We start from the raw sequence: 25145 nt of genomic DNA on the forward strand, positions 1-25145 counted from the left end.
TGCTCGCCCGCTACAGCAGCGACATGTGCACGTGGTCGGTGTGGTTCGACGGCCCGCTGTACGACTTCCAGCCCGTGGCCGGGAACCAGATCTGCCGGTTCCAGATCACGTAGTAGATGCCGAGCCGGTCGGCGTTGCGGATGAGGAAGGCGGCGACGTTGTTGCCGTACATCCGGGTGTCGTTGTTGTGCCACGGCGAGAAACCGCTCTTCTGCAGCGACCAGTCGCAGGCCCGGCCCTTCGGATGCTCCCACGGGCCGCCCGGTCGGTAGCAGCCGACGAACCGGTTGAAGCCGGCCCGCTTGACCTCCTTGTACGCGTGCAGCGTGCGGGGGGTGATGCACCCGGAGGTGGTGGGGTCGTCCTCGCTGCACGACTCGGGCTTCCAGTCGCCGTCGGCGGTCCGGCCGGGGCCCACCCGCGCGACCGGGGAGGTGGCCGACACGAGGCCGCCGGTGAATCCCTGCCCACCGACCAGGGCCAGGGCCTTCTCGGCCTCGCGCTTCTGCTTGGCCATGATGGCCGTCTGCTTCTGTTGCTCGCGTACCTCGGTGTCGATCGCCAGCTTGGCGAGCTCGGCGCGGTTCTTCACCTCGTTGATCCGGGCCAGCTTCTCCGAGTTCACCATGTTGAGCTCGTCGAGGCCGGTCGCCCGCTCGACGAACGAGTCCGGCGTGTCGCTGCCCAGGAGCACGGCCACCGCGCCGATCCGGCCGGTCCGGTACGACTGGGCGGCGATCTCACTGATCTGCGGCGCCAGCGCGTCCAACTCGGACTGCGCCTTCTTCACCTCGAGGGTCAGCTCGGCCTGGCGCCTCTTGGACTTGTCGAGCTTGCTCTTGGCCGCCGAGTAGTTGCGGTTCGTCGCCTCGATGACGTCGTTGATGAGGGGAGGATCGTCGTCCTCGTGCCCGGACGGGGTGGGCGGTTTGGGTGCCGCGGACACCGGGACCGGCCCGACGAGCACGGTGCAGGCGGCGATCACGGCCACCACGGGTGTCAACCAGCGGCGTAGGGGTGCCGTCACAGTGTTCCCTTCCGTCGACCGCCGACCGGGTTAGCTGACGGGTTCGGGGCGGAAGTGGCCCCTACCGCTCGCGCGGATTCACCCCGGGTACCTGGGTTCCCGGCTCGCCGGGTGGCGATTGGGCGGTGGCCCCGCAGGCGCCGCTGCGCGCCTTCGGCGGTGACCGACGGCGAGGTTACCCGAGAGTGCTCCCGGGGATCTACGCCCGGATGCCGACCAAAAGCGTCATTTCGCCATAACGCTGGGTAGGGAGTGACGCGATCGGCAGCCGGTCGGGCCGGCGTGCTCACGCTGAGGAGTGTCACCATGCGCTGTCCGTGCTCCTGTCGGACTCGGGCCACGCGCCGGGGGCGGCGTGGGGCGGTGTCGCGGTGCGGCGCGGGCCGGGTCGGGAGGAGGCGAGCGCCTCCAACGTCTCGGCCGGGTCGGGAGCCGGTCGGGCGGCCGGAGCCGGCGCGGGATCGTGGGCCTCTGGTGCGGCGACGTGGCGGCCGGCCGCGGTCACCACGGCGGCCAGGCCGGTCGTCAGCGGTACGGCGGCGATGAGGCCCAGCGTGGCGACCGCGCTGCGGACGATCTCCTGGGCCATGAACTCGCTCGTGAGGATCTGCGTGACCGGGCGGGAGTCGGCGGTGAGCAGGAGCAGCAGCGGCAGTGACGCGCCGGCGTACGCGAGCACGATGGTGTTCACGGTCGACGCGATGTGCGCGCGCCCGACCCGGGTCGCGGCCCGGTACAGCTGGAGCCGGGAGAGGGTCGGGTTCGCGTGGGCCAGTTCGGTGACCGTCGCGGCCTGGGTGACCGTCACGTCGTCGAGCACGCCGAGCGAGCCGATGATGATGCCGGCCAGCAGCAGGCCGTGCAGGTCCACGTCGGACCGGAACATCGACAGCGTGGTCGCGTCCTCGCTGCCGAAGCCGGTCAGGTGGGTGGCGGCGGTGGCCACGGTGCCGAGGAGCCCGGTGAGCACCAGGCTGCCCAGGGTGCCGAGCACGGCCACCGAGGTCTGCGCGGTGACACCGTGCGTCAGATAGAGCACCACGAACATGATCAGGGCCGCGCCCACCACCGCGACGAGCAGCGGGTTGCGACCCGCGCTGATGCCGGGAAGCACGAAGACGAGCAGGATGGCGAAACTCGCGGCGAGGCCGGCGAGCGCGGCCAGCCCCCGCCACCGGCCGAACGCGACGATCGCGGCGGCGAAGACCACCGCCAGCCAGATCAGTGACGCGCCGCGCTGGTGTTCGGCGATGTTCCACAGGGCCGACGAGGGGTCGGCCGGATCGGTCAACTCCACGAGGATCACCTCGTCGCCGACCTCGACCGTCGGCGCTCCCGGCCCGGCCGGGACGGGCGTCTCGACCTGCCGGCCGGCGGCCGGGCCGCTCTCCACGCGTACGCCCACGGTGCCGCAGCGCTGCGGGCCCGTCCCGGGTGTCCCCTCCGGCTGCTCGGGCGCGGGCGGGCACGCCTCGGTCGTCACGCGGGTGACGGTGCCGTGGTGGCGCGGCGTTTCGGCCCCGCCGATCGGCTCCGGCGTGTCCCGAGGCCACAGCAGCAGGGCTGCGACCACCGTGGCCAGGACGAGGGGGACCACCGCCGCGACGAGGATCCGTCGTACCCCGGGCGGGGCGGACGGCGCGGGACGGGTGTGGTCGGCGCCCAATGCGAGTCTCCCAACGATTCCGGGGCGGGGTACGTGCCGGCGGGGCGATCGGTTTAGCCGGGTGGGGCGACCCGCACCGGAGGCGCCTCGCGCGACCCCGGGATGGCCGGCCGGCCGGGGGTCGCCGACGGGCCGGCGGGGCCACCCGGGTCGCCGCAGGCGGACACCGCGGGTGCCCGGCGGCGTGGGCGGGCCGGGCGGCGCGGGATCCGGGGAGCCATCGTGGGAATGCTAACCAGGCGCACCTCCCGTCGCAGGTCGCACGGGCAGGTGTCGCCGGCCGGGCACGTCGGGCACGTCGGTCGAGTCGGGCCACGCGCACGCCGCGGTGCCCGGGTGTCGGTGACACGCCGGTCGAGCTGTCCCGGCGTGCGGCGCCCGGGGTCAGCCGCGCTTCATGAGGCGGCCGACGGCGGCCATCATCTCGGTCGCCATCTCGTCGGCGCGGCCCTCGGCGGCCCCCTCGTGCATGCAGTGGCGGGCGTGCCCGTCGAGCAGCCCGAGCGCGACCTTGTCGAGCGCGGCCTGGATGGCGGAGATCTGCGTGAGCACGTCGATGCAGTAGCGATCCTCGTCGACCATCTTCTCGACGCCGCGCACCTGCCCCTCGACGCGCCGTAGCCGCGCGAGCAGTTGATCCTTGCTGGCGGTGTAACCGCGGATCGGAGTCGGTGTGGTCATGCCGTAAGGATAGCGTACCCCCAGGGGGTATGGTACGTTCCTCGTGGTGCCGATACCCCCACCCGGTATGGGCACCACCAACGGCAGGAGTCCGCCCTCCTATTACCCCTGGGGGGTATAGGATGGGTGGTGGAGGGAGAGATCCATGGTCACCACGACGTACCAGGTGCAGGGCATGACCTGCGGCCACTGCGTGAGCGCGGTGAGCGCCGAGGTGGGCGCCATTCCGGGCGTCGACGACGTCCAGGTCGACCTGGCCAGCGGCCGGGTCACCGTCACCAGTGACAACCCGCTGGACACCGCGTCCGTGCGCGCCGCCGTCGACGAGGCCGGCTACGACCTCGTCGAGGAGTGACCGGCGCCTGAGCCCGTGGGAGGTCCCACCATGAACACCACGATGAAGCTGAGCGCCTTCGCCCTCGGCCTCGCGGCGGTGTTCGGCGCGGCGTACGGGGTCGGCCGGGTGGCCGGCCCCGTGGCCCCCGCCGAGTCCCGCCACGACGACACCGCCGGCCCCGGCCACGGCGCCACCACCGAATCCGGCCACGGCGGCACCGAGGGTGCCGCCGGGCACCTGCCGGGCGGCCTGCTCGTCTCCGACCGCGGCTACACCCTGACGCCGGTCCGCGCCCCGGCCGGCGAGTTCGCCTTCCGGATCACCGGCCCCGACGGCACGCCGGTCACGGCGTACGACGTGGCGCACGACAGGCGCATGCACCTGATCGTGGCGCGGCGCGACCTCTCCGGCTTCCGGCACGTGCACCCCGAGCTGGGGCCGGACGGCACCTGGCGCGTGGCCTCCCCGCTCGGGGAGCCCGGCGTGTGGCGGGTGTTCGCCGACTTCACCCCCACGGGCGCCGGCCCGTTGACGCTCGGCGTCGACGTGACGGTGCCGGGGGCGTTGACCGACTGGCCACTGCCCGCGCCCGCGACCACCACGACGGTCGACGGTTACACGGTGACGCTGGCCGGCGACCCGCAGCCCGGGCGCACGGCCGAGCTGACGGTGACGGTCAGCCGCGACGGGACACCCGTCACCGACCTGGAGCCCTACCTCGGGGCGTACGGCCACCTGGTGGCGCTGCGCCAGGGCGACCTCGCGTACCTGCACGTGCACCCCGACGGCGCGCCCGGCGACGGGCGGACCCCGCCCGGCCCGGCGGTGACCTTCCTCGCCGAGGTGCCCTCGACCGGCACCTACCGGCTCTACCTGGACTTCAAGCACGGCGGCGCCGTGCACACCGCGGAGTTCACCGTCGTGGCCGGCGCCGCGGCGCCCTCCGGCCCGACGCCCGCCACCCCGAGCGCACCCGCCCCGACCGGCGACGCCGGCCACGGCACGCCCGGCCACGGGCACAACTGACGGGAGCCGTGATGACCACGACCAGCAGCACGCCGCTGCCGACGGCACCGAACCTGATCGAGCTCTCCATCGGCGGCATGACCTGCGCCTCCTGCGCGGCGCGCATCGAGAAGAAGCTGAACCGGATGGAGGGCGTGTCGGCCAGCGTCAACTACGCCACCGAGAAGGCCACCGTCCGGTACGCCGACGACGTCACCCCGGACGAGCTGATCGCCACCGTGGAGAAGACCGGCTACACGGCCGTGGTGCCGCCCCCGCCCGCGCCGGCCGGTGCGGCGGCGGCCGAGACGCCCGTCGACGAACTGCGTACGCTGCGGACCCGGCTCCGGGTCTCCGTGGCGCTCACCGTGCCGGTGATCGTGCTGGCCATGGTCCCGGCCTGGCAGTTCGACTACTGGCAGTGGCTGTCGCTGACCCTGGCCGCCCCGGTCGTGGTCTGGGGTGGCCTGCCGTTCCACCGGGCCGCGCTGGTCAACCTGCGGCACGGCGCCGCCACCATGGACACCCTCGTTTCGGTGGGCACCCTCGCGGCGTTCGGCTGGTCGCTCTGGGCGCTCTTCCTCGGTGACGCCGGGATGCCCGGCATGACCCACGCGTTCCGATTCGACATCACCCGCTCCGACGGGGCCGGGAACATCTACCTCGAGGCGGCGGCCGGGGTGACCGTGTTCATCCTCGCCGGCCGCTACTTCGAGGCCCGCTCCAAGCGGACCGCCGGCGCCGCGCTGCGTGCCCTCCTCGAACTGGGCGCGCGGGACGTCGCCGTGCTGCGCGGCGGCGTGGAGACCCGCATCCCGGTCGACCAGCTCGCCGTGGGCGACCGGTTCGTCGTACGACCCGGCGAGAAGATCGCCACCGACGGGGTGGTCGAGGAGGGCACGAGCGCGGTCGACGCCAGCATGCTGACCGGCGAGTCCGTGCCGGTCGAGGTGGCCCCGGGCGACACCGTGGTGGGCGCGACCGTGAACGCGGGTGGCCGTCTGGTGGTCACCGCGACCCGCGTGGGCGGGGACACCCAGCTCGCGCAGATGGCCCGCCTCGTCGAGCAGGCCCAGAGCGGCAAGGCGGCCGTGCAGCGGCTGGCCGACCGGATCTCCGGTGTCTTCGTACCGATCGTCATCACGCTGGCGGTGGCCACCCTCGGCTGGTGGCTCGGCACGGGAGCGGGCCCGACGGCCGCGTTCACGGCGGCGGTCGCGGTGCTGATCATCGCCTGCCCGTGCGCGCTCGGGCTGGCCACGCCGACCGCGCTGCTGGTCGGCACCGGCCGCGGCGCGCAGCTCGGCGTCCTCATCAAGGGGCCGGAGGTCCTGGAGAACACCCGGAAGGTCGACACCGTGGTGCTCGACAAGACGGGCACCGTGACCACCGGCCGGATGACCCTCGTGGACGTGCTGCCCGCCGACGGCACGGGGGCCGACGACCTGCTCCGCCTGGCCGGTGCGCTGGAGGCCGCCTCCGAGCACCCGATCGCCCGGGCGGTGGCCACCGGCGCCGCCGCCACCGGCGCACTGCCCCCGGTCTCCGACTTCGCCAACGTGGAGGGGCTCGGCGTGCGCGGCACCGTCGAGGGGCGCGCCGTACTCGTCGGCCGGCTCCGGCTGCTGCGCGATCGCGGGTACGACGTACCCCCGGAGGTCGAGCGGGCGGCGACCGGCGCGGAGGCCGCGGGTCGGACGGCCGTGCTGGCCGGCTGGGACGGGCGGGCCCGGGGCGTGCTCGCGGTCGCCGACGTGGTCAAGCCGACCAGCCGGGCCGCCGTGGCGCGGCTGCGTGACCTCGGCCTGCGCCCCGTGCTGCTCACCGGCGACAACGAGACGGTCGCCCGCGCGGTGGCCGCCGAGGTCGGCATCGACGAGGTGATCGCCGAGGTGCTGCCGGCCGACAAGGTGGACGTGGTCGCCCGCCTGCAGCGGGAGGGGCGGGTCGTGGCCATGGTCGGCGACGGCGTGAACGACGCCGCCGCGCTGGCCCGGGCCGACCTCGGCCTGGCCATGGGCACCGGGACGGACGTGGCCATCGAGGCCTCCGACCTGACCCTGGTGCGGGGCGACCTGACGGCCGCGGTGGACGCCATCCGGCTCGCCCGGCGCACGCTGAACACGATCCGGGGCAACCTGGTCTGGGCGTTCGGCTACAACGTGGCGGCGCTGCCCCTGGCCGCGGCCGGGCTGCTCAACCCGATGATCGCCGGCGCCACCATGGCGCTGTCCTCGGTCTTCGTGGTCGCCAACAGCCTCCGCCTCCGCCGCTTCCGCGCGACGGATCCGGCCTGAGACCCGGCCCCGCTTCGATGATCGTGGAGTTTGGGGCAGAACGATCTCGAGACATTCCTTCCCCGGAGGAGCCGACGCCAACCACCGGGAGCGACCGCCGTCACACGAGGAGACGACGTTTGTCGACGCCCGATTGACCGGCGCGCGGGCGGGGTATCCCTCGGGACGTAGCGGCGTTTCCAAGGAGGTTCGTCATGGGTATCGATGACAAGATCAGCAACGCTGCCGAGGACGCGGCGGGCAAGGTCAAGGAGCACACCGGCCGGGCCACCGACGACGAGCGGCTGGAGGCCGAGGGGCGCAACGACCAGGCCGCCGCGAACCTCAAGCAGGCCGGCGAGAAGGTGAAGGACGCCTTCAAGAGCTGACCGCACACCGTACGCACGCCGGGCCGGTCTCCACCGGCCCGGCGTGCTGTCGCCCGGGTCGCCGATCCGACGTGTCCCGCCCCGAAGCCGGATCGTTGGCAGGGCGAGGTACGCACGGACGGGCCGCGCGGGGGACGCCCACCACGAACGGGAGAGGACCATGCCCCAGCCCACGTCGACCGGCCGGCGCGCCGCCAGCGGCGTCCTGCTGGTGGCGCTGCTCGCCGGATGCCAGGCGTCCGGTGACGGCACGCCGACCGCCGCGGAGTCCGGGGCGCCGGCGCCCATCGGCGCGGAGTCCGGGACGCCCGCGCCCACCGGATCCGCCTCGACGGCCACGCCCACCACGAGCCCGTCCCCGGTGACGGCCGCCAACACCGTCGAGGTCTGCGAGGCCGTCGACCGGCTCCTTCTCGACGCCAGCCGGAAGATCGCCGCGGACTCGACCGCGGCCACCGAGCGGAAGCTGACCGGCGAGCAGATCACCGCCCAGCTCCGGGAGACCCTTGCCGATCTCGCCGACCAGGTGGACGCGCAGGCGCGGCGGGCGCAGGACCGCGAGATCCGGACGCTGGTCGCCGGCACGGCCGACCGGATCGACGCCGGCGCCCGGGCCGAGCGCCCCACCGCCTGGCTCGCCGAGACGTACACCGACATCCCGGCCACCCTCATGCGGGACTGCCGCCCCTGAGAGCGCGGCGCCGCCACCCCTGGGTGCCAACCCTGACCGGACCCTTGATCACGGCCGTGGCTCTGTTCACGGTGGCCGCAGACCCGCTAACTTTCGTTTGCATGTGCAAGGGCTCGTCATGAGTGATGACCCGCTGTCGGGAGACGACCTGGTCCGGGTGCTGGCCACCCTGGCCAATCCCCACCGGATGCGGGTGATCGCCGCGCTGGCCCGGGAGCGGGCGTACGTGAGCCGGCTCGCCCGGGATCTCGGGATCAGCCGTGCGCTCCTGCAGGTCCACCTGCGGAAGCTGACGGCGGCCGGCCTCGTGTCCGCCCACCTGGAGCTGTCGGAGGACGGGAAGGCAATGAAGTACTACGAGGTGGAACCGTTCGCGCTCCGGCTCACCCCGGACGCCATCGCGGACGCGGCGCGGACGCTGACCCCGCCGGACAGCGCCGACCCGCACGGAGACGAGCGGTGAGCGGCATGAGCGACCACGACTGGGCCGAGGTGGTCGGGGCGTTCGGCATCTTCGCGCTGCTCATCAGCGTGTTCACCGTGTCCGTGGTGCAGTTCGCCAAGACCCGGCGGGCCCGGTTCGCCGGAATCCGCGAGGAGGAGTACCGCCACCTCGCCGAGACAACGGTCCGGCTCCAGGAGAGCAACGAGCGCCTGCTGGCGGCCCTGGACGGCCGGCTGGGGGCGATGGAGGACCGGATGACCGCGCTGGAACGCGTCCTGCGCGACGTCGACTAGACGCCCCGGGCCGTCGAGGGGCAACTCGACGGCCCGGGTGGAAGCAGCATCACCTCGCCCACGGGCGAGTTCTTCCCGCAATGCCCCTTCGAGGAGAGGACAGCATCTCGTGCTGCTCGTACGCAAATCCGTCGGCTGGACGCTGGCGGCCGCGACGGTCGTCGCGCTGGTCGGCGCCGGTGGACCACCCGCCGCCGCGGCCCGCCCGTCGCCCGATCGGACCATCACCTGGCACCCCTGCGAACAGGACGCCACCGCGGACTGCGGGACGTTGTCCGTCCCCGTCGACTGGGACCACCCGGACGGGGAGCGGTTCGACCTGGCGCTCGCCCGACGGGCCGCCCCCGACAAGGAGGCCCGGGCCGGCTCGCTGGTGTTCGGGCCCGGCGGTCCCGGTGACAGCGGTGTGGACCGGGTGCTGACCGGCATGCAGCGGTTCGGGGAGGACCTGCCCCGCCGGTTCGACATCGTCAGTTTCGACCCGCGCGGCACCGGCCGCAGCCATCCGGTCGTGTGCGCCACGAGCCTGCTCGCCGCGCAGCCGCAGGTGATCGCCGACCAGGCGGAGTTCGCCGCCACGCTGGCCGGCAACGCGCGGCTGCGCGCCGACTGCCGGGCGCGCACCGGGCCGCTCGTCGACCACGTGGACACGGCCAGCGCGGCACGGGACCTGGACGCGATCCGCGCCGCCCTGGGCGAGCCGAAGTTGACCTTCCACGGCAGCTCGTACGGCACCCTGCTCGGCCTCCAGTACGCGGAGCTGTTCCCGCACCGCGTACGAGCCATGGTGCTGGAGAGCGTGGTCGACCACAGCCGGGAGACCCGCTCCTTCCTGGACACGCAGGCCGTGACCGCGCAGGACTCGTTCGACGAGTTCGTAACCTGGTGCGCCTCGGCGCCGCAGTGCGCCCTGCACGGGCGGGACGTGCGCGCCGCGTGGGCCGGCCTGCGGGCCCGTGCCGAACGGGGTGAGCTCCCCGACCTCGACCACCCCGGCGCGCTGCTGACGCCGTTCCTGCTCAGCCGGCTCGCGCAGCGCGCGTTCTACGAGCCGGAGTGGGCGCGGCTCGCGGAGGACATCCGGGCCATGGAGTCGGCGCGGGTGACGCCCACACGCGCCGCCGCCGCGCCCCCGGAGGCCAGCCCCTATCCCTTCGCGGTCTTCTGCCAGGACTGGTCGCTCCCGGTGCGCGACTACCGGGAGTACGCGGAGCACCTTCGCCGCATGGCGCGGCTCGCGCCCGATCTGCGGTACCCCCAGGCCGTCTTCGCGTTGTCGACCTGCCTGGGCACCCCGACGCCCGTCGCGAACCCGCAGCACCGGCTCCGGGTGCGCACCGACGTGCCGCTGCTGCTCGCCAGCACCCGGCACGACCCGGCGAGCGGCTACAACTGGGCGACCACCGTGGCCCGCCAGCTCGGCCGACACGGCGTGCTGTTGACGTACGAGGGCTGGGGGCACGGCAGCTACACGACCAGCACCTGCATGTCCCGGGCGATCGACCGGTACCTGGTCGACGCGGTGACGCCGGCCCGGGGCACGTGGTGCCCGGCGGTGGCTCCCGCCGCCTGACAGGCCCGCTGAGCGGCCCGGCCGCCGGCTCGTCCGGCGGCCGGGCGCCTCACCGCAGCACCCGGTAGGTGACGTGGGTGACGGTCGGCCCGGCGACCACCGCGGCCTGTTCGAGCCGGACGTCGCCGACGTCGTCGAGGAGACGCTCGCCGGCCCCGAGCACGATCGGGACGATGTGCAGCTGGAGGGTGTCGAGCAGACCGGCCGTCAGGTACTGCCGGACGGTGCTCGCCCCGCCGGCGATCGCGACCTTCCCGTCGCCCGCCGCCTTCCGGGCCGCGTCGAGCGCCGCGTGGACGCCGCCCGTCACGAAGTGGAACTCGGTGCCGCCGGCCATCGCCAGCGGCTCGCGCGGGTGGTGGGTGAGCACGAAGACGGGGACGTGGAAGGGTGGCTCGTCGCCCCACCAGCCGCGCCACGTCTCGTCCCACGGCCCGTCGCCGCCGCCGAACATCCGTCGCCCCATGACGTACGCGCCGACGCCCCGGGTCGCCTCCTCGACGACGTCGGCGTCCACGCCGGGCTCGCCGCCGGACAGCCCGTGCTGCGCCCGCCAGCTCTCCAGGCCGACGACCCACTCGTGCAGCTGCTCGCCGCCCCGGCCGAGCGGGTCCTGGAGGCTCTGCTCCGGCCCCGCCACGTAGCCGTCGAGCGAGATCGACAGTTGGCTTGTCACCATGCTCATGCGTCCGTCCTCATGATGAGTCGGTGGCCGCGAGCCGGGCGGCCCGCAGCTTCAGGTAGCGCTGTTCGGGGAGGCTCGTGGTGCCCCTCGCCGCGGCCAGGTAGGCCTCCCGGGCCGCCCCGATGTCGCCGGCCAGTTCGAGCAGGTGCGCGCGTACGGCGGCGAGCCGATGGTGCCCCGCCGTGCGGTCGTCCTCCGCGAGCGGCGCGAGGAGGGCGAGGCCGGCCCGCGGGCCGTCCACCATGGCCACGGCGACCGCCTGGTTCAGCGTGACCATCGGGTTCGGCGCGACCCGGGCCAGCAGCCGGTAGAGCGCGAGGATCTGCGGCCAGTCCGTCTCGGCGGCCGACGGCGCCTCGCCGTGTACGGCCGCGATCGCGGCCTGGAGCTGGTACGGGCCGGGCGCGGACCAGGTCAACGCCTCGGTGACCAGGGCGACCCCCTCCTCGATGGCCGCCCGGTCCCAGCGGGTGCGGTCCTGCTCGGCCAGCGGCACCAGCTCCCCGCCGGGGCCGAGCCGCGCCGCCCGGTGCGCGTCGGTGAGCAGCATCAGCGCGAGCAACCCGGTCACCTCGCCGTCGTGGGGGAGCAGCTCGTGCAGCATCCGGGTCAGCCGGATGGCCTCGCCGGTCAGCTCGGCCCGGTGCAGGTCGGGTCCGCTGGAGGCGGTGTACCCCTCGTTGAAGACCAGGTAGAGCACCTGGAGCACGGCGCCCAGGCGTTCGTCCCGCTCGGCTGGCGACGGCATGGTGAAACGGGCACCGGTCGCCTCGATCCGCTGCTTCGCCCGACGGATCCGCTGGCTCATCGTCGCCTCCGGCACCAGGTAGGCCCGGGCGATCTGCGCGGTGGTCAGACCGCCGACCGCCCGCAGCGTCAGCGCCACCTGCGCCGACCGGGCCAGCGCCGGGTGGCAGCAGAGAAAGAGCAGCCGCAGGGTGTCGTCGCCGGCCGGCGGCTCCGCGTCCGCCGGTGGCGCCACCAGGGCGTACGCCGGCTCCCGAACCGCCACCGCGACCTCGCGGTCCCGGCGGGCGCGCTCGCTGCGCCACTCGTCGGTGAGCCGGCGGGTGGCGACCGTGAGCAGCCAGGCGCGGGCGTTCTCCGGCACACCCTGCCCGGGCCACTGGAGGGCGGCGGCGAGCAGCGCCTCCTGGACCGCGTCCTCGCACCGGTCGAACTGGCCGTGCCGGCGGACGAGCAGGCCGAGGACCTGCGGTGCCAGGGTGCGCAGCAGCTCCTCGACCTCGCGCGCCCCGCCGGTCACATCTCCGTCCCGGCCTCGTCCATGATCGGGCGGACCTCCATGACGCCGCCGTACCGGACGTCGGGCCAACGCGCCGCGATCTCGGCCGCCCGCTCCGGGGTGTCGCAGTCGACCGCGAGGTATCCGGCGAACTGCTCCTTGCTCTCCAGGAACGGCCCGTCGACGACCTCCGGGTGCCCGCCCGCCAGCCGGACCGTACGGGTCTGGGACGGGTCGGCGAGCGCCTGCCCGCCCACCAGCTCGCCGGACTCGGACAGCTCCTTCATGATCTCGTCGACCTCGCCGAAGAGGGCCACCCGATCCTGCTCGGTCAGCTCCTCGACGAAACCGGGCCGGTTCCAGATCAACAGCATGTACTTCACGACGTGCTCCTCGCGTCCAGGTCGCGCCGGTCAGCGGCGCGGCTCACCGAGGGGTCGGAGCCGACGCCCCGCGCCCTACACCCGACCGAAGAAAAATCCCAGAAATCTTGCCGGCACGGGGCCGGCCACGCCGTGACGGTCAGCGGCGTCCGCGCCGGCCGCGGACCTCCCGACCCGGGCCGGCGCCACCCACGTCCAGCGACGCCCGGTCGGCGGCCGACGTGCCGGAGGCCCAGCCCTCCGCGTCCCGGACCGTCAGCCGCGTCCGGGTGACCCCGGGAAACAACGTCTCCATGCGTTCCCGCACGGCCTCGCCCCGCGCGGCGAGCACCGGCAGCAGACGCTCCGCGCCGGCCGCCTCCGCGGCCCGCCGGTTCGCCGTCTCGCTGACGGCGCGCAGGCGCTCCCCGATCCGCAGGGCGAACGCGTTGAGGAACGACTCGTCGTAGCCCCGGGTGCGCCGTCCACCGGCCGCCCGCCGCTCGCCCCGGCCGCGCAGCATCGCGGCCATGGCCTGCACGAGCAGGGAGGTGTAGAGCAGCTCGACGGCGGCCAGGTCGTCCGGCCAGCCCAGTACCGTGGCGAACCCGAGGTCGTCGGACCAGACCGACTCGCATCCGTTCGCCGCCGCGACCTCCTGCACGAGCAGCGCCTTGGCCCCGGCGTACGGGGCGTCGGTGTCGAGCCGCACCCCGCCGGGCCGGTCGCGCGGCTGCTCGGTGGCCGCGAGCAGCGCCTCGTCGAGGCGGTGTCGGGTGATGAGCTCCTGCGCCTTGCCGGTCAGCGCCTCGGCCTCGGCCGGGAAGGTCGTCGACTCCGCCTTGGCGAGCAGCGCCCGGACGCGGTCGAGGATCCGGGAGCCACCGCCACCGCCCGCCCGGCCGGGCAGGGTGCTCCCCGGCGATCCGGGTGGCGGCCGGAGCACGGCGATCGGCGGCAGCCCCGCCAGCAGCGCGAGCGCCTCGACGGCGTCGCGCAGCGCGGTTACCCGGTCCACCGCCTCCCGGGACGCCCACGCGGCGAGGTACCGCAGGTCGTCGTCCCACCACACGCGGGCGTCCAGGTCGCGCAGCTGGTCGTCCCACCATGCCGGGACCGGGCCCGGCAGGTCACGCCGCTGGGCGGCCACGGCGTCGCGCAGCAGCCGCGCCGGCCGGGCGCCGAGCCGGCGGTTCGCGACGCGGGCCAGGTCGGCGGGCTGCCAGCCGCGCGGCCAGAGCCGTGCCACGTCCCGGACCAGGCGCCGCAGCAGCGCCGCGTCCACGGCCGCGGCGCCGTCCGCCGCGTCCGCGCCGACCACGAGCCGGTCGAGCTGCCGCTCCGCGAGGCGTACGTCGGTGCCGCGTACCGCCGCCACCGCGTCGGCGATCAGCTCGTCGGCGTCCGGCACGGCGTCGCCCCCCTTCGCTGGCGGGCCCGGTGCCGCCACCAGGGATTCTGCCCGCCACCGATTCGCGTCCGCGCACGGGTGGAGCGGAGGGCCACGGAAGCATGGCGCGTCGGGTTCGGGGTAGTTCCGTGCCGGAGACGAGCTGGAGCGGGGTACGCGATGGACGATCGGCGGTCGACGGGCGCCGGCGCGGTGATCGGCGTCGCCGTGATGGCCGCCGTCGACGAGATCGTCTTCCACCAGCTGCTGGGGTGGCACCACTTCTACGACCGGTCCACCACCTCCGTGGCGTTGTTCTCCGACGGGCTGCTGCACGCCGCCTCGCTGCTGGCCCTCGTGGGCGGCTTCTTCTGGTACGCGGACCTGCGCCGGCGTGGCGTGCTGGCGACCCGGGCGGCGTGGGGTGGCTTCCTTCTGGGCGCCGGGGCGTTCCAGATCTTCGACGGCATCGTCGACCACAAGGTGCTGCGGCTGCACCAGATCCGCTACGGGGTGCACCTGCTGCCGTACGACGTGGTCTGGAACGTGGGCGGCGCGCTGCTGCTCGTGATCGGTGCGGTGCTCACCTGGCGGGCCTGGTCGCGGCCGGCGCGCGCCCGCGCGCGGTGACGGCGCTCGTGGGCACCGGGTCGCACACGGCGCCGCTCGTAGCGGTCGCCCTGCTCGCCGGCGGCTACCTGTTCGCGGTGACCCGCGACGGGCGGGGCTGGCGGCGCCGCCGGACGCTCGCCTGGCTGACCGGCTGCGCCCTGCTGGCGGTCGCCCTCGGCCCACCGGGCCTGCTCCCCGCCGGACCGCCCGGTCACATGGCCCAGCACCTGCTGCTCGGCATGTTCGCGCCGCTCGCGCTGGCGCTCGGTGCGCCCGTCACCCTGTTGCTGCGGGTCGCCCCGCCGGGGCTGCGCCGGGCGGTCGGGCGCGTGCTGCGTGCCCGTCCCGTGCACCTGCTGGCCCACCCGGCCACGGCGGCGCTGCTCAGCACGGGCGGGCTCTGGCTGGTGCTGCTCACGCCGCTGTACGCCGCCGCGGAGGGCAACCCGTGGCTGCACCACGGCCTGCACCTGCACTACCTGCTCGCCGGGTACCTGTTCGCGTGGTCGGTGGTCGGCCCCGACCCGGCGCCCCGCCGGCCCGGCCTGCCGGTACGCGCGGGCGCGCTGCTCGTGGCGGCGGCCGGGCACTCCGTGCTCGCCAAGTTCCTCTACGCCCACGCCGAGACGCTCCCGCCGGCGCTCGGCGAACGGGACGTCGACGCGCTGCACGCGGCCGCCCGACTCATGTACTACGGAGGCGACCTCGCCGAACTGCTGCTCGCCGTCGCGCTGTTCGCGTGGTGGTACCGCCGCGGGGCGGCGCGCGTACCGGCACCACCCGCCGGTCAGGTCGGCCGGTACTCCATTTCGGGCCGGCCGGGCGTGCCGTAGCGCGGGGTGCGGGTGACCCGGCCGGTGTCGGCCAGGTGCTCCAGGTAGCGGCGAGCGGTGACCCGCGACATGCCGGTGCGTTCGGCCACCTCGGACGCGGAGAGCCCGGGCCGGCGACGCAGCACCTCCAGCACGGTGTCGAGGGTCTGCGCGCCGAGCCCCTTGGGCAGGGTGCCCGGCGCGGTCCCGCGCAGGGTGGCGAACATGCGGTCCACCTCGTGCTGGGCGGCCACCGCCCCGCCCGCCGACGTCTGACGCCGGTACTCGGCGTACCGCTCCAGCTTGTCGCGGAAGGCCGCGAAGGTGAACGGCTTCAGCAGGTAGTGGGTCACCCCGAGCGCCACGGCGGCGCGCACCATCGCGAGGTCCCGGGCCGAGGTGACCGCGAGGACGTCGGCGTCGCTGCCGGCGGCCCGCATGGCCCGACACACCTCCAGGCCGGGCACGTCGGGCAGGTGCAGGTCGAGCAGCACCAGGTCGACCGCGTCCGCCCCGGTGCGGCGCAGCACGCGCAGCGCGTCCTGGGCGGTGTGCGCCACCCCGACCACCCGGAAGCCGGGCACGCGCTCGGTGTACGCGCGGTGCGCCTCGGCGATCAACTCCTCGTCCTCGACGACGAGCACCCGGATCTCGCTCACGACGGCTGCTCCGCGGGCACCGGCAGCCGCACCCGGAACACGGTCCCGCCGTCGGCCGCGGCGGCCACCTCGTGCCGGCCGCCGTGCCGGGCCAGCACCTGGCCGACCAGGGCGAGCCCGAGACCGCGGCCGCTCGCCTTGGTCGACCAGCCCCGGCGGAACGCGTCGGCCACCCGCTGCGGCGGCAGCCCGGCGCCGCTGTCGGTCACCTCGACGAGCACCTCGCCCGCCGTCTCGGCGACGTGGACGCGTACCCGGCGGGGCGGCTCTCCCGCGGCGACCGCCTCCAGCGCGTTGTCGACCAGGTTGCCCACCACCGTGAGCAGGTCCCCGACGGGCAGGGTGCCCACGTCGAGGTGGGAGGCCGGGTCGACGGTCAACTCGACGCCGCGCTCGGCGGCCTGGGCCGACTTGCCGAGCAGCAGGGCGGCCAGCGCCGGCTCGGTGATCGCCCCGACGACCTCGTCGGTGAGCTGCTGGGCCAGCGCCAGCTCCTCGGTGGCCAGCCGCACGGCCTCCTCGGTGCGGCCCAACTCGACCAGGGTGAGCACGGTGTGCAGGCGGTTCGCGGCCTCGTGCGCCTGCGAGCGGAGCGCCTCGGTGAGCCCCCGCACCGAGTCCAGCTCGCTGGTGAGGGCGCGCAGGTCGGTGTGGTCCCGCAGGGTCAGCACGGTGCCCATGGCCCGCCCGTCGGTGCCGGTCCGGCGGAGGTTGGCCACCAGCGCGCGGTCGGCGGTCAGGATCAGCTCGTCCCGGGCTGCCTGCTCCGTGGTGATCAGCTCGGTGAGGGCGGCGGGCAGGTCCACCTCGGCCACCGGCCGGTCGACCAGCGGTGCGTCGGCGGGCAGGCCGAGCAGACGCCGCCCCTCGTCGTTGATGAGGGCGATCCGCCGGTCCGGGCCGATCACCACGAGGCCCTCGCCCACCGAGTGCAGCACCGCGTCGTAGTACTCGTACATGCGGGTGATCTGGGCCGGGCCGAGGCCGTGGGTCTGCCGGCGCAGCCGACGGCTGAGCAGCCAGGAGCCGGCGGCGGCGAGGGCCAGCGCGGCGGCGGTGGCGAGGAGCAGGACGGGGGACTTCTCCAGCAGCTCCCGGTTGATCGCCTCGGTGGTGATGCCGACCGACACGAGTCCGACCACCGTGCCGTCGGTGTCGCGTACCGGCACCACCGACCGGACCGACTCGCCGAGGGTGCCGGTGTTGACCACGGTGATCGGCCGCCCGGCCAGCGCCGGCTCGATCTCGCCGATGAACGGCCGGCCGATCTGGGCCGGGTCCCGGTGCGAGTAGCGGGTGCGGTCGGGGGCCATCACCACCACGAAGTCGGTACGCGTCGCGCGCCGGATCGACTCGGCGTACGGCTGGAGCGTGGCGGACGGGTCGGGGGAGCGCAGCGCGGCGGCGACCGTCGGCGACCGGGCGATGGTCTCGGCGACGGCGAGCACCTCCTTGCGGGCCGCGTCGCTGGCGTCCGCCCGGGCGACCAGCGCGACGCCCGCCGTGGCCGCCGCGACCAGGAGCGTGACCACCACGACCTGGAGGGCGAACAGCTGCCCGGCGATGCTCCACTTCCGTCCGGTCATGTCTCCTCGTCGTGTGGTGGCCTCGCGGTCTCCGCTCCGTCGGCGGTCCAGGGTCGGTGAACAGAATGAACGCAAGGCTGATTCCGGCTGAGACCTGCGCCACAGTGTCTGCCATGCAGACCCCCACCACCAGCGCACCGGCTGCACGGTCCGGACGGGACCGCACCCACCTTCTCTACCTCGCGGTGATCGTCGCCGTTCTCGCGGGCATCGCCGTGGGCTTCGTGGCCCCCGACGCGGCGCAGGAACTCAAGCCACTGGGCACCGGCTTCGTCGCGCTGATCAAGATGATGATCAGCCCGGTCATCTTCTGCACCATCGTGCTCGGCGTCGGCTCCGTACGACAGGCGGCCAAGGTCGGCAAGGTCGGTGGCCTGGCGCTCGGCTACTTCCTCGTCATGTCGACCGTCGCGCTGGCCATCGGCCTGGTGGTCGGCAACATCGTGCATCCCGGGGCCGGGCTCCAGCTGAGCAACGAGCTGGCCGAGGCGGGCCAGAAGGCGGCCGGCACCGAGAGCGAGGGCACTGTCGACTTCCTGCTCGGGATCATTCCGACCTCGCTGCTCTCGGCGCTGACCGGCGGCGAGGTGCTGCAGACCCTGCTGGTCGCCCTCCTCGTCGGCTTCGGCGTGCAGAGCATGGGCCGGCGGGGCGAGCCCGTGCTGCGGGCCATCGGCACCATCCAGCGGCTCGTCTTCAAGATCCTCACCATGATCATGTGGCTGGCGCCGATCGGCGCGTTCGGAGCCATGGCCGCGGTGGTGGGCGCCACCGGCATGGACGCCCTGAAGAGCCTCGCGCAGATCATGCTCGGCTTCTACGTCACCTGCCTGATCTTCGTGCTGGTGGTGCTGGGCGCGCTGCTGTGGGCCGTGGCGCGGATCTCGATCTTCTCGCTGCTGCGGTACCTGGGCCGGGAGTTCCTGCTCATCGTCTCCACCTCGTCGTCCGAGTCGGCGCTTCCCCGGCTGATCGCGAAGATGGAGCACTTTGGTGTGAGCAAGCCGGTCGTCGGCATCACGGTCCCGACCGGGTACTCGTTCAACCTCGACGGCACGGCCATCTACCTCACGATGGCCTCGCTCTTCATCGCCTCCGCCCTGGGTGACCCGCTCTCCGTGGGCGAGCAGATCTCGCTGCTCGCCTTCATGATCATCGCGTCGAAGGGCGCCGCCGGCATCACCGGCGCGGGCCTCGCCACCCTCGCCGGCGGCCTCCAGTCCCACCGGCCGGAACTGGTGGACGGCGTCGGCCTGATCGTCGGAATCGACCGGTTCATGTCCGAGGCGCGGGCGGTCACCAACTTCGCGGGCAACGCCGTGGCCACCGTCCTCATCGGCCGCTGGACCGGTGAGTTCGACCGGGAGCAGGCCACCGCCGTGCTCTCCGGCGAGCGGCCGTTCGACGAGACCACGATGCTGGACGAGCACGACGACGACGAGCCGGCAGAGCGGCGACCCGAGGAGGCCGAGGCGCCCGCCGCGCGCTGACCCGGTCGCGCAGCAGGATCGTGGTGGGCGGTGGGCCTAGCGGGCCCGCTTCCCACCACGATCCGGTTCGCGGGGTGGCCAGGTGGCGAGGACGGCCGGCACCGGAAGGGGCTCGCCGGCCGGATCGGGCGCGGGAGCGGGAGTCCGGTCGAACCGGGGCGCCGGTGCCGGCTGGAGCGCCCCGCCGACCTCGACGAACGTGCCCCGGGCGGCGTTGTGCGGGTGCCGGTGCGCCTCGGTGGGAGCGAGCACCGGCGCCACGCAGGCGTCCAGATCGGCGAAGACGTCCGTCCACTCCTCCCGGGTCCGGCTCGCGAACCGCTCGGCGAACCGGCGGCGCAGCTCGTCCCAGCCCGCCGGGTCGTACTGGGGCGGCAGGTCCGGCTCGTCGGCCAGGCCCAGGCCGGTGAGGAGGGCCGCGTAGAACGCGGGCTCCAGCGCGCCGACCGCCATGAATTGCCCGTCAGCCGTGCGGTACCTGTCGTAGAACGGCGCCCCGCCGTCGAGCAGGTTCCGCCCGCGTGGGGCGGACCAGAGGCCCGCGCCGACCATGCCGTGCAGGAACGCGGTGAGCAGCGCCGAACCGTCCACCATGGCGGCGTCCACCACCTGCCCGAGGCCCGAGCGTTCGCGTTCGAGCAGCGCGGCGAGCACACCCACGGCGAGCAGCATCCCGCCGCCGGCGAAGTCACCGACGAGGTTCGTGGGCGCGTACGGCCGCTCACCGGCGCGACCGAGCGGCTCGAGCGCACCGGCCACCGCGATGTAGTCGATGTCGTGCCCCACCCGGGGCGCGAGCGGGCCGTCCTGCCCCCAGCCCGTCATCCGGGCGTACACCAGCCGGGGATTGCGGGCCCGGCAGACGTCCGGCCCGAAACCGAGCCGCTCGGCGACCCCCGGCCGGTACGCCTCGACCAGCACGTCCGCCCGCTCCACGAGGCGCAGCAGGTCGGTCACGCCGTCCGGTGACTTGAGGTCCAGCGCGGTGACCCGCCGGCTGCGCTGCAACGGCCCGCCCGGCGGAGCGGCGAGCCGTCCGGCGGCGGGACCGCCGGGCCGGTCGACGCGCACCACGTCGGCGCCGAGGTCGGCGAGCACCATGCAGCCGAACGGGGCGGGCGCGAGGCTCGCCAGTTCGACGACGCGCACCCCGGCGAGCGGCCCACCTCGGCCCGGCGCTCCCGGCGCCGGACCCGGCCCGCCCTCAGAGGGCACGCGCGATCAGCTCCTTCATGATCTCGTTGGTGCCGCCGTAGATCTTCTGCGCGCGGGCGTCGGCGTACATCCGGGCGATCGGGTACTCGGTCGTGTAGCCGTAGCCGCCGAACAGTTGCAGGCACCGGTCGATCACCTCGCACTGCCCCTCGGTGAGCCAGTACTTGGCCATGGCGGCGGTGGCCACGTCCAGCTCGCCGCGAGCGTGCCGGGCGATGCAGTCGTCCAGGAAGACGCGGCTGGCCCGCGTGCGGGTCGCGCACTCGGCGAGCACCATGCGGGTGTTCTGGTGCCCGAGCAGCGGCTTGCCGAACGCGGTCCGCTCCTTCGCGTACGCCACGGTCAGCTCGACGGCCCGTTCCATGGCGGCGACCGCGCCCACCGCGATCACCAGCCGTTCCTGGGGGAGCTGCTGCATGAGCTGTACGAAACCGAGCCCCTCGGCGCCACCCAGCAGGTTCGCGGCCGGCACGCGGAGCCCGTCGAAGAACAGCTCCGCCGTGTCGTTCGCGTGCAGCCCGATCTTGGACAGCAGCCGGCCACGCCGGAAGCCCTCCGGGTCGCCGCCCACCTCGCAGACGAGCAGCGAGATACCGGCGGCGCGCTGCTCCGGATCGGTCTTGGCGGCCAGGATGACCAGGTCGGCGAGCCCACCGTTGCTGATGAACGTCTTCGCCCCGGTCACCACGTAGTCGTCGCCGTCGCGCACCGCGCGGGTGCGCATCGCCTGGAGGTCCGAGCCGCCGTCCGGCTCGGTCATGGCGATGGCGCCGACCAGCTCACCGCTGCACAGGCCCGGCAGCCACCGCCGCTTCTGCTCCTCGCTGCCGTACGCCACGAGGTAGCCGGTCACGATGCCGTTGTGCACGGCGAGACCCAGGCTCGTCTCTCCGGCGTACGCCTGCTCGTGGAGCACGACGGCCTCGTGGGTGAAGTCGCCGCCCCCGCCGCCGTACTCGCCGGGGACGGAGAGACCGAGCAGACCCAGCTCGCCCGCGCGGCGGTAGTGGTCGCGGTCGGGGTGCCCCTGCGCGGACAGCCGGTCGGCGTGCGGCAGCACCTCCTTCACGAAGAAGCGGCGGGCAAGGTCGGCCAGGTCGTCGTGCTCGGGCGTGCGCCAGGGGGAGGAGTGGGGCATGGCCATCACGATCGCCTTCGCTCACCGGTGTGTCAACAAGCCCGGAACGGGGCGCCGGAGCCGTGAAACCGTGGTGAAGCCGCGTTGATCCGGCCGCCCCGCACGCTCCTTCCATGACAACCCCACGACCCCCGGCGATCGCCGCGACCGGCCTGCGCAAGTCGTACGGCGACCACGTCGTCCTCGACGGCATCGACCTGCACGTCCCCGAGGGGACCGTCTTCGCGCTGCTCGGCCCGAACGGCGCCGGCAAGACCACCACCGTCCAGATCCTGTCCACGCTGATCCGGGCCGACGGCGGCGACGTACGGGTCGTCGGCCACGACCTCGGGCGCGAGCCGGACCGGGTGCGCGCCGGCATCGGCGTGACCGGCCAGTTCTCCGCGGTGGACAACCTGCTCACCGGCGCGGAGAACCTGAGACTCATGGCGGACCTGCGTCATCTCGGGCGGGCCACGGGGCGCCGGCGGACCGCCGAGCTGCTCGAGCAGTTCGACCTGGTCGACGCGGCGGGCAAGCCCGCGGCCACCTACTCCGGGGGCATGCGGCGGCGGCTCGACCTCGCGATGACCCTGGTCGGCGACCCGCGGCTGATCTTCCTGGACGAGCCGACGGCCGGCCTCGACCCGCGCAGCCGCCGGGCCATGTGGGACATCATCCGCGAGTTGGTGGCCGGCGGGGTGACCATCTTCCTCACCACCCAGTACCTGGAGGAGGCCGACCATCTCGCCGACCGGATCGCCGTTCTCGACCGTGGCCGGCTCGTCGCCGAGGGGAGCGCCGCCGAACTGAAGCGGCTGGTTCCGGGAGGGCACCTCGAGCTGCGCTTCGCCGACGCCACGGGGCTGGCGGCGGCCGCCCGCGCCCTCGGCGAGGCACGCCGTGACGACGACGCGCTCACTCTGCGGGTGCCGAGCGACGGCGGCGTCCGGTCGCTGCGCGCCGTGCTCGACCGGCTCGACGACATCCACGTCGAGGTCGAGTCGCTGAGCGTGCACACGCCCGACCTCGACGACGTCTTCCTCACCCTGACCGGCCACGACACCGAAGAGAAGGTATTGGCATGAGCACGATGGCGCACACGCTGAGCGACTCGGTGACCATGCTGCGGCGCCAACTGCGCCACATGCAGCGCTATCCCTCCCTCACTTTCATGATCATCGCTGTCCCCGTGATCTTCCTGCTGCTCTTCGTCTACGTCTTCGGGGGCGCCCTCGGGGCGGGGCTCGGCGGACCCGCCGGGAGCCGCAGCGACTACGCCACCTACGTCACCCCGGGCATCCTGCTGATCACCGTGGCCGGGGTGGCGCAGGGAACGGCGATCTCGGTGGCCATGGACATGACCGAGGGCATCGTGGCGCGGTTCCGCACCATGTCCATCGCCCGGGTTTCCGTGCTGACCGGTCACGTCGTGGGGAGCCTCCTGCTCACCATGATCGGCCTCGCGGTGCTCACCGGCATCGCTCTGCTGGTCGGCTTCCGTCCCACCGCCGACGCGGTCGAGTGGCTGGCCGCGGCCGGGGTGCTCGCCGCGGTCACGTTCGCGATCACCTGGCTGTCGGTGGCGCTCGGCATGGTGACCAGGAGCGTCGAGACGGCGAGCAACCTGCCCATGCCGCTCATGCTGCTGCCGTTCCTGGGCAGCGGGTTCGTCCCCACCGACTCGATGCCGGCCGGGCTGCGCTGGTTCGCCGAGTACCAGCCGTTCACGCCCGTCATGGAGACCGTGCGCGGTCTGCTCGTGGGCGGGCCGATCGGTTCCAGTGCCGTGCAGGCGCTCGCCTGGTCCGCCGGGATCGCGCTGGTCGGCTACCTGTGGGCGCGCCGGCTCTACAACCGCGACCCCGTGCGGTGACCGTCCGCGCGGGCGGCCAGCGCCGACAGCGCGGTCGCCCGCAGCCCGGCCGCATCCAGGCGGGCGTACGACGACACCGCGTCGTCGTACGCCGCCCGGTCGGCCTGCTCGGCGTCCTGTCGGGCGCGGGCGGAGGACATGGTGGGTTGGAACTCGCGCAGGAAGCGGAACCGCTCCGCCAGGGCGACGAGCCGGGCGCCCGTGGCGGCGGCCCCGGGGTCGCCGGTGCGTCGGGCCCGCTCGACGTCCACCATGGCGAGCGCCAGCAGCAGCGTGCCGCAGACCGGCTGCTCCATGACGAACGCGGGCGGGTTGACGCACGGATCGGTCAGCATCCGGTGCAGGTGGTCGGTGAGTTGGCCGGGCAGCGCGGGCAGGAGATCGAGCCGGCCGCAGCGGGCGTGCGCGACGAGGGCGACGGCCTGGATCTGGAGCGCCCACGGGGTGGGGGCGGTCCCCTCGGCCTCGAACAGCGGGTCCGTCGACGCCGTGACCTGCGTGACGGCCTGCCGCCACAGCTCCAGCCCGCCGTCGACGTCCCCCCGGAAGAGGCGGACCTCGGCGCGGACGGCGGACTCGAACGACGCCAACCCGTAGGCGTCCTCGATGCCGTGCCGGGCCGCGAGGTCGAGCCAGCGCTCCGCCTCCTCGACGTCCCCGGCCCCCAGGTTGGCGAGCGCCAGCGCCCACCGGATCTGGATCACGTCCGCCCACGGCCCGGTTTCCTCCAACAGGCGCAGCGCCGCCGCGAGGTGCTGCCGCGCGACTTCCCACTCCTCCACCTGGGCGAGCAGTTCGCTGAGTCGGGAGTGGGCGAGGACCCGCAACCACGGACTGACGGTCGGCCCGAAAGTGTCGAGCATCCGTCGCGCCGCGTCGAGTGCGCCCTCCGGGTCGTCCTCCCGCTCGTGAACGTAGGTGGCGATGCAGTGGGCGAGGCCGGCCACCAGTGGCTCGGGGCGGGCCCGGAGCGCATGCAGCGCGGCGGGGTCGGCGGCGATCGGAGGAGAGGGCGTTCAGCACGATCGACAGCGCACCGGCCAGGGTTGCCGCCGACGGGGGCGGCAGGCGGCGCAGGGTGACCAGCGGGCGGGTCGGCCGAGGACCCTGGAGCATCATCGCGTTCACGGCGTTGAGGGCCGCCGCGGTCCGGGTGACCTCGACGAACGTCGGCTCGGGCCGGTAGTGCGAGAGCAGCGCCGCGGTCTCCTCGGCGAGCGGGATCGTCCGCGTGTAGGCGGCGTCCAGCGTCCAGATGCCGGCGAGCAGGGCCGTCGTGGCGGCCACGGTGGGCGCGTCGTCCCGGGCCAGCGCGATCCGGTGCGCCGCCACGATGTTGTCCTGCTCCGCGCGGATCCGCTGGGCGGCGACGAACCCGTCGGGGCCGAGCAGCGCGTCGTGGTGCGCGAGGCCGAGGTCCCGGGCCCAGGCGAGGAGATGGTCGGTCGCGGCGGCGGTCTCCCCGGCCTCGTCGCGGCGGGCGGCGCTGAACTCGCGGACCGTCTCGAGCATCCGCAGCCGTACGCCCGTCGAGGTTTCCTCGACCTTGAGCAGCGACTGGTCCACCAGGTGCTCGAGCACCGGCAACGGGTCGCCGTCGACCAGGTAGCGGGCCGCGTCGGCGGTGAACCCGCCGGGGAAGACGGACAGGGCGCGCATGGCGGCCCGGCTCTCCTCGTCGAGCAGGTTCCAGCTCCAGTCGACCACCGCGT

Annotated in this window: 25 protein-coding genes and 1 riboswitch; of the genes, 13 read left to right on the forward strand and 12 right to left on the reverse strand. The window is 74.2% G+C overall.

All coding sequences use genetic code 11. From position 1 onward, the window contains the following. Positions 1-10: 10 nt before the first annotated feature. The 3 genes from ACSNOA_RS04095 to ACSNOA_RS04105 form a co-directional block, all read right to left on the reverse strand. Entirely contained in the window at positions 11-1027 is a 1017-nt protein-coding gene (locus tag ACSNOA_RS04095; RefSeq protein WP_436656416.1) for a coiled-coil domain-containing protein, read from the reverse strand. Between the two features lie 4 nt (positions 1028-1031). Further along, a riboswitch (cyclic di-AMP (ydaO/yuaA leader) is annotated at positions 1032-1162 on the reverse strand. 166 nt (positions 1163-1328) lie between these two features. Next, on the reverse strand, positions 1329-2693 hold the full coding sequence (locus ACSNOA_RS04100) for a YibE/F family protein (RefSeq protein ID WP_436656418.1): 1365 nt from the start codon (positions 2691-2693) through the stop codon (positions 1329-1331). A 384-nt stretch (positions 2694-3077) separates the two neighbouring features. Continuing rightward, positions 3078-3374, reverse strand: a complete 297-nt coding sequence (locus tag ACSNOA_RS04105) for a metal-sensitive transcriptional regulator (RefSeq protein WP_043719477.1) — start codon at positions 3372-3374, stop codon at positions 3078-3080. Between the two features lie 145 nt (positions 3375-3519). On the opposite strand from ACSNOA_RS04105, the gene ACSNOA_RS04110 reads away from it, so the two are divergent. The 8 genes from ACSNOA_RS04110 to ACSNOA_RS04145 all read left to right on the forward strand — a co-directional run bounded on the left by ACSNOA_RS04110 (position 3520) and on the right by ACSNOA_RS04145 (position 10383). Then, entirely contained in the window at positions 3520-3729 is a 210-nt protein-coding gene (locus ACSNOA_RS04110) for a heavy-metal-associated domain-containing protein (RefSeq protein ID WP_436656420.1), read from the forward strand. 30 nt (positions 3730-3759) lie between these two features. Next, the gene (locus ACSNOA_RS04115; protein ID WP_436656422.1) at positions 3760-4737 is read left to right on the forward strand and encodes a hypothetical protein; all 978 of its coding nucleotides are present in this window, start codon (positions 3760-3762) and stop codon (positions 4735-4737) included. Positions 4738-4748: 11 nt separating this feature from the next. Beyond that, positions 4749-7013, forward strand: a complete 2265-nt coding sequence (locus tag ACSNOA_RS04120) for a heavy metal translocating P-type ATPase (RefSeq protein WP_436656424.1) — start codon at positions 4749-4751, stop codon at positions 7011-7013. A 194-nt stretch (positions 7014-7207) separates the two neighbouring features. After that, positions 7208-7381, forward strand: coding sequence for a CsbD family protein (locus ACSNOA_RS04125; RefSeq protein ID WP_436656426.1), 174 nt, complete (start codon positions 7208-7210; stop codon positions 7379-7381). Positions 7382-7541: 160 nt separating this feature from the next. Then, positions 7542-8072 carry a hypothetical protein gene (locus tag ACSNOA_RS04130; protein WP_436656428.1) on the forward strand — a complete coding sequence of 177 codons (531 nt, stop codon included), beginning with the start codon at positions 7542-7544 and terminating at the stop codon, positions 8070-8072. A gap of 118 nt (positions 8073-8190) precedes the next feature. After that, complete coding sequence (locus tag ACSNOA_RS04135; protein WP_436656430.1) at positions 8191-8535, forward strand: ArsR/SmtB family transcription factor; 345 nt, start codon at positions 8191-8193, stop codon at positions 8533-8535. 5 nt (positions 8536-8540) lie between these two features. Beyond that, positions 8541-8810 carry a hypothetical protein gene (locus ACSNOA_RS04140; RefSeq protein ID WP_436656432.1) on the forward strand — a complete coding sequence of 90 codons (270 nt, stop codon included), beginning with the start codon at positions 8541-8543 and terminating at the stop codon, positions 8808-8810. Between the two features lie 109 nt (positions 8811-8919). After that, on the forward strand, positions 8920-10383 hold the full coding sequence (locus ACSNOA_RS04145) for an alpha/beta hydrolase (RefSeq protein WP_436656434.1): 1464 nt from the start codon (positions 8920-8922) through the stop codon (positions 10381-10383). A gap of 49 nt (positions 10384-10432) precedes the next feature. On the opposite strand, the gene ACSNOA_RS04150 is transcribed toward ACSNOA_RS04145, so the two are convergent. From ACSNOA_RS04150 to ACSNOA_RS04165, 4 genes are all read right to left on the reverse strand, one after another. Further along, entirely contained in the window at positions 10433-11068 is a 636-nt protein-coding gene (locus ACSNOA_RS04150; protein WP_436656436.1) for a dihydrofolate reductase family protein, read from the reverse strand. Between the two features lie 10 nt (positions 11069-11078). Next, on the reverse strand, positions 11079-12335 hold the full coding sequence (locus tag ACSNOA_RS04155) for an RNA polymerase sigma factor (protein WP_436656438.1): 1257 nt from the start codon (positions 12333-12335) through the stop codon (positions 11079-11081). Further along, positions 12332-12688 carry a YciI family protein gene (locus ACSNOA_RS04160; protein ID WP_436658308.1) on the reverse strand — a complete coding sequence of 119 codons (357 nt, stop codon included), beginning with the start codon at positions 12686-12688 and terminating at the stop codon, positions 12332-12334. Before ACSNOA_RS04160 ends, ACSNOA_RS04155 begins: the two co-directional genes overlap by 4 nt. Before the next feature lie 148 nt (positions 12689-12836). Beyond that, positions 12837-14087 carry a DUF2786 domain-containing protein gene (locus ACSNOA_RS04165; protein ID WP_436656440.1) on the reverse strand — a complete coding sequence of 417 codons (1251 nt, stop codon included), beginning with the start codon at positions 14085-14087 and terminating at the stop codon, positions 12837-12839. A gap of 159 nt (positions 14088-14246) precedes the next feature. Here ACSNOA_RS04165 and ACSNOA_RS04170 point away from each other — a divergent pair, with 159 nt between their 5' ends. Further along, complete coding sequence (locus ACSNOA_RS04170; RefSeq protein WP_436656442.1) at positions 14247-14696, forward strand: DUF2243 domain-containing protein; 450 nt, start codon at positions 14247-14249, stop codon at positions 14694-14696. Beyond that, positions 14693-15511, forward strand: coding sequence for a cytochrome c oxidase assembly protein (locus ACSNOA_RS04175; protein WP_436656444.1), 819 nt, complete (start codon positions 14693-14695; stop codon positions 15509-15511). The genes ACSNOA_RS04170 and ACSNOA_RS04175 overlap by 4 nt, the downstream gene beginning before the upstream one ends. On the opposite strand, the gene ACSNOA_RS04180 is transcribed toward ACSNOA_RS04175, so the two are convergent. Together ACSNOA_RS04180 and ACSNOA_RS04185 are read right to left on the reverse strand one after the other, a co-directional pair. Then, positions 15466-16149, reverse strand: coding sequence for a response regulator (locus tag ACSNOA_RS04180; protein ID WP_436656446.1), 684 nt, complete (start codon positions 16147-16149; stop codon positions 15466-15468). The two genes, ACSNOA_RS04175 and ACSNOA_RS04180, sit on opposite strands and share 46 nt — an antisense overlap. Continuing rightward, entirely contained in the window at positions 16146-17735 is a 1590-nt protein-coding gene (locus tag ACSNOA_RS04185; protein ID WP_436656448.1) for a sensor histidine kinase, read from the reverse strand. The genes ACSNOA_RS04180 and ACSNOA_RS04185 overlap by 4 nt, the downstream gene beginning before the upstream one ends. 113 nt (positions 17736-17848) lie before the next feature. Here ACSNOA_RS04185 and ACSNOA_RS04190 point away from each other — a divergent pair, with 113 nt between their 5' ends. Beyond that, positions 17849-19225: a cation:dicarboxylate symporter family transporter gene (locus tag ACSNOA_RS04190; RefSeq protein ID WP_436656450.1), complete on the forward strand. Its 1377-nt coding sequence runs from the start codon at positions 17849-17851 to the stop codon at positions 19223-19225. A 36-nt stretch (positions 19226-19261) separates the two neighbouring features. Here ACSNOA_RS04190 and ACSNOA_RS04195 read toward each other — a convergent pair whose 3' ends face one another. Both ACSNOA_RS04195 and ACSNOA_RS04200 read right to left on the reverse strand, forming a co-directional pair. Continuing rightward, positions 19262-20440 carry a CaiB/BaiF CoA transferase family protein gene (locus tag ACSNOA_RS04195; RefSeq protein ID WP_436656452.1) on the reverse strand — a complete coding sequence of 393 codons (1179 nt, stop codon included), beginning with the start codon at positions 20438-20440 and terminating at the stop codon, positions 19262-19264. Beyond that, positions 20430-21578 (reverse strand): acyl-CoA dehydrogenase family protein, encoded by a 1149-nt coding sequence (locus tag ACSNOA_RS04200; RefSeq protein WP_436656454.1) that lies wholly within the window; start codon positions 21576-21578, stop codon positions 20430-20432. The genes ACSNOA_RS04195 and ACSNOA_RS04200 overlap by 11 nt, the downstream gene beginning before the upstream one ends. A gap of 113 nt (positions 21579-21691) precedes the next feature. Here ACSNOA_RS04200 and ACSNOA_RS04205 point away from each other — a divergent pair, with 113 nt between their 5' ends. Further along, positions 21692-22645 (forward strand): ATP-binding cassette domain-containing protein, encoded by a 954-nt coding sequence (locus tag ACSNOA_RS04205; protein ID WP_436656456.1) that lies wholly within the window; start codon positions 21692-21694, stop codon positions 22643-22645. Beyond that, positions 22642-23433, forward strand: coding sequence for an ABC transporter permease (locus tag ACSNOA_RS04210; protein WP_436656458.1), 792 nt, complete (start codon positions 22642-22644; stop codon positions 23431-23433). The genes ACSNOA_RS04205 and ACSNOA_RS04210 overlap by 4 nt, the downstream gene beginning before the upstream one ends. On the opposite strand, the gene ACSNOA_RS04215 is transcribed toward ACSNOA_RS04210, so the two are convergent. Further along, positions 23409-24380 carry a hypothetical protein gene (locus ACSNOA_RS04215; RefSeq protein ID WP_436656460.1) on the reverse strand — a complete coding sequence of 324 codons (972 nt, stop codon included), beginning with the start codon at positions 24378-24380 and terminating at the stop codon, positions 23409-23411. The two genes, ACSNOA_RS04210 and ACSNOA_RS04215, sit on opposite strands and share 25 nt — an antisense overlap. Between the last annotated feature and the right edge of the window lie 765 nt (positions 24381-25145).

Source organism: Micromonospora sp. URMC 103 (assembly GCF_051386435.1).
In the GTDB taxonomy this organism is placed as follows: Bacteria; Actinomycetota; Actinomycetes; order Mycobacteriales; family Micromonosporaceae; genus Micromonospora.